Source organism: Pseudanabaena sp. PCC 6802, assembly GCF_000332175.1.
Classification (GTDB): Bacteria; Cyanobacteriota; Cyanobacteriia; order Pseudanabaenales; family Pseudanabaenaceae; genus PCC-6802.
Map to the genome: position 1 here is coordinate 2,828,661 of NZ_KB235914.1, position 14,757 is coordinate 2,843,417.

The following is a 14,757-nucleotide window of genomic DNA, read 5'->3' on the forward strand; positions in this document are numbered from 1 at the left end:
CGGAAAGAGTAGGGGGGGTGGGGGCATTGCCCCCAAGAAGGGATTCCACCCCTTCACCCCAAAAATAAAACCCGTTCTCAAGCGAAAACCGCTATAGACAAGTTCTTTTGAAATTCCTGAATCTATTTAGCAAAACCCATGAGCATTTTTACACTGCAATCGGTCAAGAAAGATTTTGGGATTAAAGAAATTCTCAAGGATGCCAATTTTAGCATTGATGCCACCGATAAAGTCGGTCTAATCGGCAGGAACGGATCGGGAAAGTCTACGTTACTGAAAATAATTGCGGGTTTAGAACCAATCGACGAGGGACAAATTTTAGTCAACTCTGGTGCCAAGATCGTCTATCTTCCCCAACAGCCCGATTTAGATGAAAATAGCACGGCGATCGAGCAAGTGTTTGCTAACAGCGGCGATCGCATGGCACTGGTACGCGAGTACGAAGATTTATCTGAGAAATTAGCTCGCGTTCAGGCAGAAACCAGCCAGGATTCTAACAGTCATCAGCAAAACCAGCAGATTATGGTTCGACTATCCGAGGTGATGCATCAAATGGATGTTACTGAAGCGTGGGAATTAGAAACGCAAGCCAAGATTATCCTCACTAAGCTAGGTATTAGCGATTTTGATGCCAAAGTTGCAAATCTCTCCGGCGGCTATCGCAAGCGCATAGCCTTAGCAGCAGCACTCCTGTCCGAACCCGATGTCCTGCTGATGGACGAACCGACAAACCATCTCGATGCTGAGTCGGTGGAATGGCTGCAAAGTTATCTGAATCGCTATCGAGGAGCGTTATTACTAATCACCCACGATCGCTATTTTCTCGATTGCGTCACGAATCGCATTCTAGAAATTGATGGTGGGGAACTGTTCGCCTATTCTGGAAATTATTCCTACTACCTGGAGAAAAAAGCACTGGCGGAGGAATCTGAAGCCAGCAGTCAGCGCAAGCATCAAGGTGTTTTGCGCAAGGAGTTGGAATGGCTCAAGCGCGGCCCTAAAGCGCGCAGTACTAAGCAGAAAGCGAGGATCGATCGCATTCGAGCGATGCAGGCACAGCAATTTCGCACAGCACAGGGGAAGGTGGACATTTCCACTGCCGGTCGCCGGATTGGGAAAAAGGTAATCGAAGTCAATAATATTTCTAAGGGATATGGCGATCGCGTTTTAGTTCGAGACTTTTCGTATATTTTTAGTCCAGAGGATCGCGTTGGGATTATTGGTAGCAATGGTGTTGGTAAATCCACTCTGATTAATACGATTATCGGTAAAGTGGAGCCGGACAGCGGCACAGTTGAGATTGGCTCCACAATTCACATCGGCTATTTTGACCAGCATTCCGAAGATTTAATGGATGCTCTGAATCAGGAGCAACGTGTAATTGATTACATCAAGGAAGTGGGAGAGCTTGTAAAAACTGCGGATGGGACTCAGATTACTGCCTCGCAAATGCTGGAGCGTTTTTTGTTTAATGGCAATCAACAGTATGCACCTATTCATAAGCTATCAGGTGGGGAAAAGCGGCGCTTGTTCTTGCTGCGCGTTCTGATGAGCGAGCCAAACGTCCTGATTCTGGACGAGCCAACTAACGACCTTGACATCCAAACTCTTACAGTATTGGAAGATTATCTAGAAGACTTTAACGGTTGTGCGATCGTAGTTTCCCACGATCGCTATTTCCTAGATCGCGCGGTAGAGACCATCTTTGCCTTTGAGCCGGACGGAAATATACGTCAGTATCCAGGCAACTACTCTGTTTACCTGGATTACCAAAAAGCGAAGGAGGAAGCAGCAAGTCAGGATAGCAGCAATCTCAAAAACTCTAACAATAAATCCAGTTCGTCCAGCCCACAAAAGGATTCAGAACAATCGTCAGAAACATCCAAACCCGCATCCAGTAAACCGCGCAAATTATCTTTCAAAGAGAAGCGAGAACTGGAAGCCCTAGAAATCCAAATTCCTGAAATGGAAGCAGAGAAAGCTCAAATTGAGGCTACGCTTTACAAAAATCCTCCATCTGGCTTTAGCGAAGTGCAAAAGTTGTCAGAACGATTGGCAGAGCTGACGGCTGCGATCGAATCCAGCACTGAGCGCTGGCTGGAACTAGCTGAATTGAGCTAGGATAGAGTATATAGCGCTTTTCAATTGAGAAAGGGTTTAGTTTATGGGGTCTTAGAACCCATTTAGGAAGTCGCAGTTGCCAGATTTCTTAGCATTTTGCGGATTAAAGCCAAGTAAATAAACGATTCAGACATTTGCTCATAAAATTCATAATCCTTGCTTAGTCTACGACAATTACCTAACCAAGCAAAGGTTCGCTCTACCACCCAACGCTTTGACTCCACTACAAAACCTTTCTGATTGTCTGCCCGTTTGCTAACTTCCCAAAGCCATCCGAAGTTGTCGTTGACCCATTGTGTGATTTCATCACCAGAGAATCCAGCATCAACCAGAATTTTCTCTAATCGTGGTAATGGAGATGTGAGATTCTGTAACAACTGCTTAGCTCCTGCTCTTTCACCGATGTTAGCTGCACACACCAACACCTTTACAACTAAGCCCAAGGTGTCAACCATAGCGAAGCGTTTTCTGCCCTTGATTTGCTTACCGCCATCAAAACCTCGACTGCCCGCACTTTCTGTTGTCTTCACACTCTGGCTATCGATACTCACCAAGCTTGGGGTCGCCTCTTTACTAACCTTTTCCCTAAATTGTTGGCTCAATTTGCGATTAATCTCCTCCAGTAGCCCAGTTCTTTCCCACCTTTGCCAGTAGAAATAGACCGTTGAGTAAGGCGGAAAGTCATGGGGTAGATTCTGCCATGTACAACCATTTTTGAGTATATAGAAAATGGCATTCAGTAACTCTCGCATATTTGTTTTGGGTGGCCTACCCCATTTTGATGGTTTGGGTAGCATGGGTGCGATAATTTCCCATTCTTGGTTGGATAAATCGGTATTATAGGATCGGCGCATCTCTTCAGGTTTATACTAGACTTCATCAGTATTTATACCTGCTTTTGGTGCGCCTTTTACTTCCTAAATGGCTTCTTAGGGGCAATGCCCCCAAACCCCCTTCTCGTTTTCATCTGAAAACCGCTATACCCAGGACACGTGAGGTTTACCTACTGAAAAACGCTATATTTCATAGATCGTTACAATGCCTTGCTTTGCGCCTAAACATTTTTCTCTCCGCTAAACTGATACAAAAGAGGCAAGAGTTGGAACATTCCCCTGCACCACGGCAACCAGATCGGTGCCGAGATAGAGCGCCGTGCCGGAAGCGATGCCAGATGGTAATGCTCCGCCAATCGTCAGCGTATCGCCAATACGAGTTTGAATTACATCGCCAGCGCCAAAGTCAGTTATGAGAGCATAGTCGGATGTCCCACCACCAAAGTAATAGGTTCTGGTGCTATCAGCCAGGATGAAGCGATCGCTACCGCTATTCCCCGTCAGCCTATCTATTTCGCCAGATCCAAAGCCACTAGCAGGATCGACACCCGTCAGCGTGTCGTTGTCGCCACCTCCCAACAGCGTATCGTTACCCAATCCACCCGTAAGGGAATCGTTACCTAAACCGCCGTCGAGAGAATCGTTGCCGCCTAGACCGGATAAGGTGTCCAGACCTGCCAGACCAGAAATCGTGTCGTTACCCACACTACCATTGAGAGAATCGTTTACTGCGGTGCCGAGGATGATATCGTCGTTGACAATCGCTCCCATCGCCGTGTCAGTTCCAGTTTCTATCAGTGCTCCATTCGTCGGGTTAGAGAGCGTAACCGTAAAGTTCTCGTCTAGTTCCACCACGGCATCGCCCGCGACATTGATGGTGATATCCTTGCTGGTTTGCGATGCTGTAAAGCTGAGCGTACCCGACGGCAAAATACCACCGCCAAAATCTGTCGCACTAGCAGGATTCGTACCGCTACCCGTTACCGCCCAGTTTACGTTGTTCGCTCCAGTTGTATCGCCCGTGCGCGTCACTGTGAAGGTAAACGCCTTGTTGCTAGAATTCCCTTCAGTTTGATTGGCGTTCTTGGGTGCGATCGCAAAGGTAGGAACAGTATCGTCGTTGAGAATCCTACCTGTAGCAGTTGCTCCAGCGATCGCCGCTCCACCGGAAGCACTGGTGAGCGTTACGGTGAAATCCTCATCTAGCTCGTTAACGATATCGCCTCGCACCTGGATATTCAGAACCTGGCTGGTTTGTCCTGCAAAGAAGGAAAGGGTGCCAGTGGGGAAGAAGCCGCCAAAATCTGCAACATCAGCAGGATTGGAGATCCTGCCATTAGCAACAGGGCTAGCAGCACTTGCTATGCCACCGTTGACGGCATAGTTCACCAGCGTAAAGTCGTTGATATTGGTATTACGGCTGACATTAAAAGTGAAGTTTTTGTAGCCACTATGGCCTTCTGCTTGACTAGCATTGACAGGAGTGATGGTGAAGCCTGAGATATCATCATTTTGAATCGTACCTGTGGCGGTAGCTGTAGTAATGGAAGCTCCGCTAGATGGATTGGAGAGCGTCACAGTGAAATCCTCACTTGATTCCACCACCGCATCGCCGTTGACGCTGACCGTTATCGTTTTACTCGTCTCATTCGCATCAAAGCTGACAATGCCGGAAGGAAGCTTGCCGCCAAAGTCTGTAGCATCAAGACCGCCACTACCGCTAACCGCCCAATCCGCCGTTGACGTGCCACTGGTATCCCCCGATCGCGTCACTGTGAAGGTGAAAGCTTTTGTACCGCTATTGCCTTCGGTTGCATTGGCGCTAGCATCGGCAGCGATCGCTAGAGCTGCATCATCGTTTTGAATCGTACCCGTGGCAGTAGCAGTATTAACGATAGCTGAGCCAGAAGGATTGGAGAGAGTTACAGTGAAATTCTCATTGGTTTCCACCACGGTGTCACCACTGACATCAACTGTAATCGTTTTACTCGTCTCATTCGCATTAAAGCTGACAGTACCCGACGGCAGCGTACCGCTAAAGTCTGCGGCATCAAGACCGCCACTGCCGCTGACTGCCCAATCTGCAGTTGTGGCAACACTGGTATCTCCTGACCGATTAACGGTAAACGTGAAAGTGTTTGTACCTGCATTTCCTTCAGCTTTAGTGGCATCAGTAGCAGCAATGTCTAAGGTTGGTGGTGCAAGTGTTGTAATGGAAAGCGACCAGCCGCCAGCAAAACTGCCAATATCTCCACCGGTATCGTCAACAACGTACAGCGACCAGGTGCCATTTGGATCGTTGCCGTTAAAAAGGGATAGGGTACTTCCATAAGGGCCAGTTGGAGCTGGTGCTGCAAAGGGATCGCTTGCACCTATATTTGTAGGACGAAAGGTTCCAGATGTAAGCTGGCTAGCATCTGGCAAAGAGGAGGCAGCATCATCATCCAGCGTAATGTTTAAATTGACAACGTCGAGTGAAGTACCTACATCTGAAAGGATAATCGCTTTTTGCCCTGTGGGACTTACCAGTAAAACATCCACATCATCGGGGAAAGTATGGTTGAAACCATTTAGAGTGACCGTAACCTTAGAGATCGAACCAGTTAAACCGCTGACATTAATTGGTGCCGGATATAGTGAAGCTGTCCCCGAAGTTATTCCCGAAGATGGGATTGAGATATTGTTTGTATTGCTAAACGTAGCCATGAGAAAATAGATTCCTCCGATTTATGATGTGAGAAAGATTGCTAAGCGATCGCACGGTTAAACAGAAAAAAAGCGCAAACACCTCCCCCCGAACGGCGATCGTTCGTCAGTTTAAGTAACTGGTTTCAGTTAAGTCTTGCCTAGCCTTTACTATGTTGACTAAGGTTACCCGCATTTTTGTAAAAGCGATCGGTGTTAAGATTAAATGACAAAGTCTGCCAATGGGACTATGAGCGACCCGACAAATCAAGAATTAAAAGATATCATCTTGAGTCTAGACAAAAAATTTGAGACTCAGCTACTGCAACTTGACAACAGGATAATGCAACTCGACAAAAAAGTAGACGTTCAGTTTGCCGAACTCAAAGGCGAAATTCAGCGCGTCGAAGAAAAAGTTCAGCACGTCGAAGAAAAGTTGTCCGGTGAAATTCAGCGTGTAGATGAAAAGTTGTCCGGCGAAATCTTGCGCATCGAAGAGAAGCTATCGAGTGAAATTAAGCGTGGCTATGAAAAGCTGTCTGGCGAAATTAAGCTTGTTGATGAGAGACTAAATGGCATGGAAAAACGAATAGGGAACGAAGAATTTATTAGCCGCAGTGCGTTTACGGTTCTATTTGCCAGCGCGATGGCAGGACTGACCAAATATCTATTTTTCTCATCTACACCTGGGTTGTATAGCGTTTTTCAATTGAGAACAGGTTTTATTGACGGGGTGAAGGGGTAGAACCCCTTCTTGGGGGCAACGCCCCCAAACCCCCTTCTCGTTTTCATCTGAAACCCGCTATAATTGTGATTTTAGGCTTAGATTGTGCCCGCGAGATATCCTCACAATGTTTACATTAGTTATTGGTGCGGCAAAATCCGGCAAAAGCGAGTGGGCAGAAATCCTCGCCAGGCGATCGCAACAAAACGTTATCTACATCGCCACCGCTCGACACGATCCGGGAGATAAGGAATGGCAGGCAAAAATCGCTCTACACAAGCTCCGCCGCCCCCCAGAGTGGCAAACTTTGGAAGTTCCCTATACTTTAGCTGAGACCATTCAACAATTTACTTCCAACCGTGAAGATCGCTATCTTCTGATCGATTCGTTGGGAACCTGGCTGGCAAACTGCCTCGATCGCGACGAGCCAACCTGGCACCAAACAGCGAGCGAATTACTAGAAGCAGTCAAATCCTGCCCAGCTAGTATTACAATTGTGGCAGAAGAAGTGGGCTGGGGTGTAGTGCCAGCCTACGAGAGCGGTCGTCAATTTCGCGATCGCCTTGGCGCTCTCAGTCGCAACCTGGGCGCGATCGCCGATATCGTTTATTTAGTTACGGGCGGTCACGCTCTCAATCTCACTGCGATCGGCGATCGCCTGCCACCCAATTGAATATCTCATCTCATATGACGAACGCTCAGAAATCATCAGAGATTTTAGTCCGCCGCGTCCGCACCGAAGATGCTGCAGCAGTTTGTCAGATTCATATCGATGCCGTACGCCAGTTGTGCGCTCCAGACTATCTCCCAGAATATATTGAAGCATGGGTAGGGAAACTCACGCCCGCAATTTACGAACGAGTAATTGCCGACTGGGGCGAGACCATGTTTGTTGCCGAGCAAGCCGGTAGAATTATTGGCTGTTCCGCTCTATCTGGCAATGAAGTGCGCGCCGTCTACGTAAATCCATTGCACGCACGGCAAGGAGTAGGCACGTTGCTCATGCGTTTTCTAGAGAAAGAAGCAGTAGCACGGTGCATTCCCAAACTGCGACTTACTGCCTCTTTGAATGCCGAGTTATTCTATCAAAAGCATGGATACAAAGTTGTAGAGCGATCGTGGCATATTTTGCCCTGCGGCACGAAAATCCCCTGTATTTTCATGGAGAAAAATCTGAGATAATCATGACTTGCATCCGTCCTAAACCTAGTCGCAAAAGTAGCGATGTCGTCAGACATGGTTCATCTGGTGAGGGGAAACCACGCTATAAATGTCGTAATCCAGAGTGCGATCGTTGCACCTCGATCCTGAACTACACCTACCGAGGTCATTTAGCTGAGGTCAAACAACAGATTAGTGACATGACGAATTTTAGCCTACGTCTTAGCGTCCCATGCAGACGAAGCCTTTGTAAAGATCAAAACGTGGTTAGAACCTTTTGGCATCAGCCAGTTTTACACAGATGGCTGGGGAGCCTACGAACGCCATCTTGACCCTGCTGAACTTACAGTGGCAAACAAAATACTCAAAAAATTGAGCGCAAACATAGCAACGTTTCGTACCCGCATCAAGCGCTTAGTGCGCAAAACTATTTGCTTTTAAATCTATTGTGATGCACGATATTGTGATTGGTCTGTTCATCAATCGATTTGAATTTAAGTGTGCTGTCTGAAATGATTGCCACAGATCTAGAACACTACCCCATCGCTTTTGGCAAAGGACTCGGGTATGAGATCGAGGGGTTGCTGGCAAAAGGCTGGTCGCTCCGATATTTACTTTTATTGTCCAGGCTGCCACTCTTGGTTAATTCTGAATTTGGAATTGCTTTGATTTGACTCAAATCTGCTCAATTGGGTAAGGTTATGGGTAAGGTTAATGTGCTAATCGAATCTTGAATATTTAAACCTAAATTTTAAAATTTATGTCTGCAACTACAGGTATGCAACCCCCTATTCACTTTGGTACCGATGGCTGGCGTGGTGTGATCGCGGATGAGTTTACGTTTGCGCGGCTGACCGCCATTGCGCCTGTAGCTGCACGAGTGCTGGCCGATACATTCGGTGCGTCTACATCCAGTAATACTGTAGTCGTTGGTTACGATCGCCGCTTCCTATCGCCAGAATTTGCGAAAAGCGTTGCCGACTCGCTCTGTGCGGCGGGGTTTGACGTGCAGTTAGCGCAATCTTTTGCTCCTACCCCCGCTTTTAGTTGGGCGGCCTATAACCAGAAGGCATTGGGTGCCTTAGTCATCACTGCCAGTCACAATCCGCCAGCCTATTCCGGTCTGAAAATTAAAGGTGCGTTCGGTGGCTCGGTGGCTCCTGCCATAACTAAGCAGGTGGAGTCCATTCTTAATAATGCCAATAGCAATGCACCTGAGGCGCGATCGCCAGGTAAGCTGACTGTATTCGATCCGTGGGCGAGCTACTGCGAGGAATTGCGCTCTAAGGTCGATCTGGCGGCAATTCGCAAGGCTATTCTCAATGGTGAGTTAGTCGTATTTACTGACGTGATGCACGGTGCAGCGGCAACTGGCCTGGAGCAGATTCTGGAAATACCATCCGATCGCAGTGGTGCCCCCAGTGGCTTGAAGGAAATTAATGCCAGCGCCGATCCGTTATTTGGCGGTAACTCGCCGGAGCCATTACCGCGCTATATCCAGGAATTGCTGAGACAAATGAGGGCTTACCGCGCCGAACATCCCCAGCAGTTACTGGTCGGGTTCGTGTTTGATGGCGATAGCGATCGCATAGCGGCTGTGGATGGCGATGGCAATTTCCTGAGCACGCAAAATCTCATTCCCATCCTGCTAGAGCATTTATCGCAGCGACGGGGCTTGCAGGGCGAGTTTATTAAAACGATTAGCGGCTCGGACTTGATGCCCAGGGTGGCGGCATTGTACGGCCTGCCAGTCTATGAAACTCCGGTGGGATTTAAGTACGTTGCCGATCGCATGTTGGCGGGTGACAAGGTGCTGCTAGGCGGCGAGGAGTCGGGTGGCATCGGCTACAGTACCCATATACCCGAGCGCGACGCACTGCTGTCGGCGTTGTATTTACTAGAAGCACTCGCTCTAACCAAGCAAGATCTGAGTCAGCTTTATCGAGATTTGCAGGTCAAAACAGGATTCTTTTCGCATTACGATCGTATCGATAAGCATCTATCTAGTTTGGAAGCCAAAAACCGCCTCGTGCAGTATTTGCAAGCTACTCCTTTGCAGGAGATCGATGGGCGTAAGGTCGTGGATGTCAATGCGATCGACGGCTTTAAGTTCCGCCTGGAGGATGATAGCTGGCTGTTGGTGAGGTTTAGCGGCACCGAACCCGTATTGCGACTTTATTGCGAAGCGGCGACATCCGAGATCGTGGATCGCACTTTGGCATGGATATCTAATTGGGTGGAACAGTTTTAATCCCTCCCCTGATATCGAGATATATTGCCTGGCGATTGAAATCGCGGCTATACAAACGAAGTCCGCCTGTGCGGACTGTCAGAAGAGGGGTTAACAGATCGGGATTTAGTATAATACCAAATCCGCATTAATTACCCCTCTAATTGCCTGGCGACTGGAAGTCGCTGCTACACAAACAAAGTCTGCCTGCGCAGACTCCAAGAAAAGGGGGGTAGGAAACCAGGATTTGGTATAAAACCTATTGAGATAAATTGACCCGCAGTCCGTAGATTTACCTGCGGATTGCGGGCATATCGTTACTTGGCTCGTATTAGTTCCCTGATCGTTAGATAGATGAATAATAGAAGAAGCAAACCATCAGATGTGATGAGTTGGAAATTAGGAGGGATATTGCCCCCAGGAGGAGATGGCAACGATACGGTGTTTGTTACCTGGATGTAATTGTTTGTCTGCATATTTATGTTGCTCCTTTGCTTGACCAGGTTTAATCTAAGTCAAATCAATCTGAAGTACAGTCCCTGTCCTGTGCATAGAATGTTGGACTTGTGTGTAACTTTGTTGGACTTGTGTTGATGCGGTTAAAATAGACGTAACTTTTAGGGTTGGTTTATGGCAACAGGCAGGTCGCTCTCGGCAACAACAAGCGGTATTGAAAAACTGGAGTTTAGACTAAAAAGTGGTAAAAAGCAGCCAGCCATTGCAGACTGACCGCTTGATGATGGAAGCTGAAAAGACTATAAAATCAACAGCTTCATCATGATTAGTTTGGATAAACTTGAGCAATTTCGCAAGTACACGTACGAAATTATAGGGAACGGGAGAGATGCGCTGTTCGACTTGATGGATGCGGTACTGACGAGTCGGAGTGTTTCATCGTTTGTGGAACTTTCGTTAAGCCCATTATTTCGGAGGGAGTGGTCGAGTATCTATGAAGCACTGCAAGATAGTCATCCTCCACGTGAAGACTTGATGAAGCAATACATACAGCAAATGCCGGCAGCAGAGGTGACGATATTGGCGGGCGACCATACAGCCTGGTCGCGTCCCTATGCGGTGACATTACAAGAACGCACCTACGAACATCAACCTCAACCGGGAGTAGGAAGCAAACCTGTTACGGTGGGGCAAGGATACAGCACAATTGCCTGGATTCCAGAGTCAGAAGGGAGTTTTGCCTTACCGTTGCGGCATGAGCGGATCACCAGTTTCGAGAACCCGATTCAGAAAGCCGCTAGTCAGTTACGCTTGGTTTGTGCGGAAATTCCTGGGACTGTGCTTTTCCTGGGGGATGGCGAGTATGGGTGCGCACCATTTTTGCAGCAAACAGCAGACATCCCGTGTATCAAGCTGCTCAGGCTACGCCCCAACCGGGTTCTGTATCATGCCCCAAAGGATTACGAGGGGCATGGGCGACCCCATAAGCATGGAGAGAAATTTAGCCTCAAAGACTCTGACACTTGGTCTATTCCCCAAGCAGACATCACAATTGCAGAGCCTAAACTGGGACGATTGCAAATTCGTCGATGGCCAAACCTGCACTTAAAGCAAGCCGCAGACCATCCCTTTACACTCATTCTGGTCGAACGTCTTGATATGCCTGAATCGAAACCCCTGTGGTTGATTTGGGTCGCTAAAGACGAGCCAATCTTGAGTGAGGTATGGCAAAAATATCTGCGCAGATTTGCCATTGAGCATTGGTATCGCTTGGTGCGTCAACGTCTCCATTGGACAATCCCTCAGCTTTCTACCCCTGCTCAGATGGAGACTTGGTCGGACTTGATGCCTTTACTTACTTGGCAATTGTGGCTCGCTCGTGAACTTGTCCAAGACTCTCCTCTGCCTTGGCAGAAACCGATGACTAAATTGTCTCCTGGTCGAGTTGCAAATGCTTTTGCTTTAGTTTTGGTCAGGATTGGCTCTCCTTCCCCTGACCCTAAACCTCGCGGTAAGTCTCCAGGTTGGCCTCTTGGGAAAAAACGAACCCAACGGATTCGTTATCCTACTGTCAAAAAACGCTATGCCAAGCCCCTCAAAAAAGCTTCCGCTGCAACTGCTTAGCTCAACTTCTTCCCTTTTATCCTCTCTCTCGCTAGTTTCTATCTAGCGAGATGCTTCTTGTTGCCTTTTAGTCTAAACTCCAGGAAAAAGCTAGAGTAGCTTTAACTGATAAAGCCTGGAGTCAGGAACACTTAGCAGAGGAAGCCGATGTATCTCGCTCGACAGTAATTAATTTCTTTGGTGGTAAGGCCGTAGATCGCCAACTTTTCGTTAATATCTGCAAAGTGCTGGAGGTGGACTGGCAGGAAATCTGCGGGCAGAAGGAGGCTAATGCTCCGGTGATGGGCGATGGAGAAACACCTACTGAGATCGAGATCGAGGCGCTCGTGCGAGAGGTACGGCAGAAATGCGAAGGCGATATCCAGACGCGGTGTGGGACGATGCGGGTGCTGGATATGTCATGCCCGATTGGGTTGGGCGATATCTACACCAACGTCAATATCCTGGAGAAGATCTCGGCAAAAAGTCGTAAGAGTATTGAGGAAATGCTCCAAGGCTTCGACCTGGAGAATTTCGACCGCTTCGGTCTGGGCGGCATCCAAAAGACAATACCGGGGCTAGAAGCAGTTGCCGCGCACTCGAAGCTGATAATTTTGGGCAAGCCGGGGGCGGGTAAAACTACATTCTTGAAACATCTGGCGATGCAATGCCATGCCGGACGCTTGCAAGCGGATCGCGTGCCTGTTTTTATTTCGCTGAAGGATTTTGCCGAAAGCCCAGGCCAACCGAGTTTGTTGGAGTTTATCGCCGCACGCTGGGCGGGATGCGGCGTTGGCGATCGGCAGGCAGCAGAAAAAATCTTGGCGGCGGGTAGAGCGTTAATTTTATTAGATGGTTTGGATGAGGTGCGGGAAGCCGATAGTAAGCGAGTCTTGACGGAGATAAGGGAAGAATCTATAAGATTTCGCAACAGTAACTTTGTCGTCACCTGCCGCATTGCTGCCAGGGAATACGCGTTCGAGCAGTTTACGGAGGTGGAGGTCGCGGATTTCAGCGACGAGCAGATCGCCGAATTTGCAGGGAAGTGGTTCGCCCAAAAACAAGTAACTGCTAAAAGCTTTATCGATAAGCTGAAAGAAAGCAAACCAATTAAAGAATTGGCGACCAACCCTCTATTACTGACGCTGCTTTGCCTCGTGTTTGAGGAATCGGGCAATTTCGCACCCAATCGTTCCGAACTGTATAAAGAGGGATTGGATATACTGCTAAAAAAATGGAGTGCCAAGCGCGGCATCGAACGCGACTGGGCTTACAAATCCCTTTCCGTGCAAAAGCGGGAGGATATGCTGAGTCAAATTGCCCTGACAACCTTCGCGGCGGGGGATTATTTCTTCAAGCAAAAACAGGTCGAAGGTTATATCAAAGACTATATCCGCAATACTCTCAATGCTAACACCGACGAAGAGTTGCTAAACCTTGATAGCGAAGGGGTATTGAAAGCGATCGAAGCACAACACGGTTTGTTGGTGGAAAGAGCCAGCGGCATTTATTCGTTTTCCCATTTGACGTTTCACGAGTATCTGACGGCAAGAGAAATTGTCAACAATCCGGATCCGCAGGAATTGGCGAAAGTTCAAATGGAACTGGTGAGCCATATTACTGAAAAGCGCTGGCGCGAAGTGTTTTTGCTGGCGGTGGGGATGTCGCGCAGTGCCGACTACCTGCTGCAACTGATGAAACAGAAAATCGACAGTCTGTTAGCCACAGATCTTAAATTACAAGATTTTTTGGCATGGGTCTGGGAAAAGTCCAATTCGATAGAGAAATATAAACCTGCCGCCGTCAGAGCCTTCTACTTCGCCCGCGCCCGCGACCTCGCCCGCGCCCGCGCCCGCGACCTCGCCCTCGCCCTCGCCCGCGACCGCGCCCGCGACCTCGCCCTCGACCTCGACCTCGCCCGCGCCCGCGCCCGCGCCCGCGCCCGCGCCCATATCGAGCCAGGCTCTGAATTTTACCACGCGCTGCAAGCGCTAAGGGATCGGTTACCCGATCCCAAAGGAGATCGGAAAACCTTCAGACCATGGTGGGAGGGCGACGGAAAAGTTTGGATTGAGGAGTTCAGACAAGTGCTAATTAAATATCGCAATATCGGCCACGACTGGCAGTTTAGCGATACCCAGAAGGATTTGCTGAAGCAGTATTACGATGCGAATAAGCTGCTGGTAGATTGTCTTAAAAGCGATTGTTATGTCAGCAAACCTGTGCGACGGAAGATTGAGGATACTTTGCTGTTACCGATCGCTATGATAGAAAAATACGAGGAACCGGGCGATTGAAATCTATACAAGGTGCCTGGCGATTGAAATCGCGACTATACAGACGAAGTCCGCCTGCGCGGACTAGGAGGGATGGGGTGTTTTTGGATGGAAGATAGATTCTATTTAGGGGGTAGTTCCCAGGTTGGAATAATCGATTTTTGCTGATGGTGGGATTCTTGGTTTCGGATATAATTTGCTATGCGATCGATGTCTGCATAGCCAACAGTAAAAGCACCATAGCTGCCTTGCCATTTAAAAAAGCGATCGCATTGCGTTGCATTTATGAGGTGAGAAGAACTTCCTTTTATTTGTTTCATCAAATCGGAAATGCTCAAGGTAGGCGGGAAATCGGTCAATAAATGGATATGGTCGGCAATCCCACCCACAGCGATCGCTTGACACCCTAACTGCTGGCATTCTCAAATAATTACTGCGCAGGTTATTTCTCGAATCTCTGGCACGAGGAGAGGCAACCTATCCCATGTTGCCCAAACGCAATGAACGTACAACTTGGTAAAATTCGCTCTCATTATCCTACATATCCAACATAGATTTTACCCTATTCTACCAGTCCGCTCAGGCGAATTCCGCCTGCATAGCCACGATTTCAATCGCCAGCCACCACCCCCACCTAGTCCGCGCAGGCGGACTTCGTTTGTATAGCCG

Annotated in this window: 10 protein-coding genes and 1 pseudogene; 8 read left to right on the top strand and 3 right to left on the bottom strand. The window is 48.4% G+C overall.

All coding sequences use genetic code 11. The features are described 5' to 3' along the window. Window positions 1-138: 138 nt before the first annotated feature. On the top strand, window positions 139-2,121 hold the full coding sequence (locus PSE6802_RS0118655; protein WP_019501559.1) for an ABC-F family ATP-binding cassette domain-containing protein: 1,983 nt from the start codon (window positions 139-141) through the stop codon (window positions 2,119-2,121). A 62-nt stretch (window positions 2,122-2,183) separates the two neighbouring features. On the opposite strand, the gene PSE6802_RS0118660 is transcribed toward PSE6802_RS0118655, so the two are convergent. Both PSE6802_RS0118660 and PSE6802_RS31315 read right to left on the bottom strand, forming a co-directional pair. Then, on the bottom strand, window positions 2,184-2,975 hold the full coding sequence (locus PSE6802_RS0118660) for an IS5 family transposase (RefSeq protein ID WP_019498649.1): 792 nt from the start codon (window positions 2,973-2,975) through the stop codon (window positions 2,184-2,186). 219 nt (window positions 2,976-3,194) lie between these two features. Continuing rightward, window positions 3,195-5,660, bottom strand: coding sequence for a beta strand repeat-containing protein (locus PSE6802_RS31315; protein ID WP_019501560.1), 2,466 nt, complete (start codon window positions 5,658-5,660; stop codon window positions 3,195-3,197). A 205-nt stretch (window positions 5,661-5,865) separates the two neighbouring features. Here PSE6802_RS31315 and PSE6802_RS31320 point away from each other — a divergent pair, with 205 nt between their 5' ends. The 7 genes from PSE6802_RS31320 (at window position 5,866) to PSE6802_RS29625 (ending at window position 14,109) form a co-directional block, all read left to right on the top strand. Next, the gene (locus PSE6802_RS31320) at window positions 5,866-6,384 is read left to right on the top strand and encodes a hypothetical protein (protein WP_019501561.1); all 519 of its coding nucleotides are present in this window, start codon (window positions 5,866-5,868) and stop codon (window positions 6,382-6,384) included. 106 nt (window positions 6,385-6,490) lie between these two features. After that, complete coding sequence (cobU, locus tag PSE6802_RS0118675) at window positions 6,491-7,036, top strand: bifunctional adenosylcobinamide kinase/adenosylcobinamide-phosphate guanylyltransferase (RefSeq protein WP_019501562.1); 546 nt, start codon at window positions 6,491-6,493, stop codon at window positions 7,034-7,036. 14 nt (window positions 7,037-7,050) lie between these two features. After that, window positions 7,051-7,545, top strand: a complete 495-nt coding sequence (locus PSE6802_RS31325) for a GNAT family N-acetyltransferase (protein ID WP_019501563.1) — start codon at window positions 7,051-7,053, stop codon at window positions 7,543-7,545. Between the two features lie 234 nt (window positions 7,546-7,779). Continuing rightward, entirely contained in the window at window positions 7,780-7,965 is a 186-nt protein-coding gene (locus PSE6802_RS35910) for an IS1 family transposase (RefSeq protein WP_412973445.1), read from the top strand. 319 nt (window positions 7,966-8,284) lie between these two features. Then, the gene (locus PSE6802_RS0118690; protein WP_026103398.1) at window positions 8,285-9,775 is read left to right on the top strand and encodes a phosphoglucomutase/phosphomannomutase family protein; all 1,491 of its coding nucleotides are present in this window, start codon (window positions 8,285-8,287) and stop codon (window positions 9,773-9,775) included. 756 nt (window positions 9,776-10,531) lie between these two features. Continuing rightward, window positions 10,532-11,833, top strand: coding sequence for an NF041680 family putative transposase (locus PSE6802_RS0118695; protein ID WP_019498766.1), 1,302 nt, complete (start codon window positions 10,532-10,534; stop codon window positions 11,831-11,833). 224 nt (window positions 11,834-12,057) lie between these two features. Next, the gene (locus tag PSE6802_RS29625; RefSeq protein ID WP_019501566.1) at window positions 12,058-14,109 is read left to right on the top strand and encodes an NACHT domain-containing protein; all 2,052 of its coding nucleotides are present in this window, start codon (window positions 12,058-12,060) and stop codon (window positions 14,107-14,109) included. A gap of 101 nt (window positions 14,110-14,210) precedes the next feature. On the opposite strand, the pseudogene tnpA reads toward PSE6802_RS29625, so the two are convergent. After that, a pseudogene (gene tnpA / locus PSE6802_RS34920) lies at window positions 14,211-14,621 on the bottom strand (IS200/IS605 family transposase). Between the last annotated feature and the right edge of the window lie 136 nt (window positions 14,622-14,757).

Coding starts and splice junctions, on each gene's coding strand:
- PSE6802_RS0118695 (WP_019498766.1), top strand. CDS start 10,532: ATGATTAGTTTGGATAAACTTGAGCAATTTCGCAAGTACACGTACGAA.
- cobU (WP_019501562.1), top strand. CDS start 6,491: ATGTTTACATTAGTTATTGGTGCGGCAAAATCCGGCAAAAGCGAGTGG.
- PSE6802_RS31315 (WP_019501560.1), bottom strand. CDS start 5,660: ATGGCTACGTTTAGCAATACAAACAATATCTCAATCCCATCTTCGGGA.
- PSE6802_RS0118690 (WP_026103398.1), top strand. CDS start 8,285: ATGTCTGCAACTACAGGTATGCAACCCCCTATTCACTTTGGTACCGAT.
- PSE6802_RS0118660 (WP_019498649.1), bottom strand. CDS start 2,975: ATGCGCCGATCCTATAATACCGATTTATCCAACCAAGAATGGGAAATT.
- PSE6802_RS31320 (WP_019501561.1), top strand. CDS start 5,866: ATGACAAAGTCTGCCAATGGGACTATGAGCGACCCGACAAATCAAGAA.
- PSE6802_RS0118655 (WP_019501559.1), top strand. CDS start 139: ATGAGCATTTTTACACTGCAATCGGTCAAGAAAGATTTTGGGATTAAA.
- PSE6802_RS31325 (WP_019501563.1), top strand. CDS start 7,051: ATGACGAACGCTCAGAAATCATCAGAGATTTTAGTCCGCCGCGTCCGC.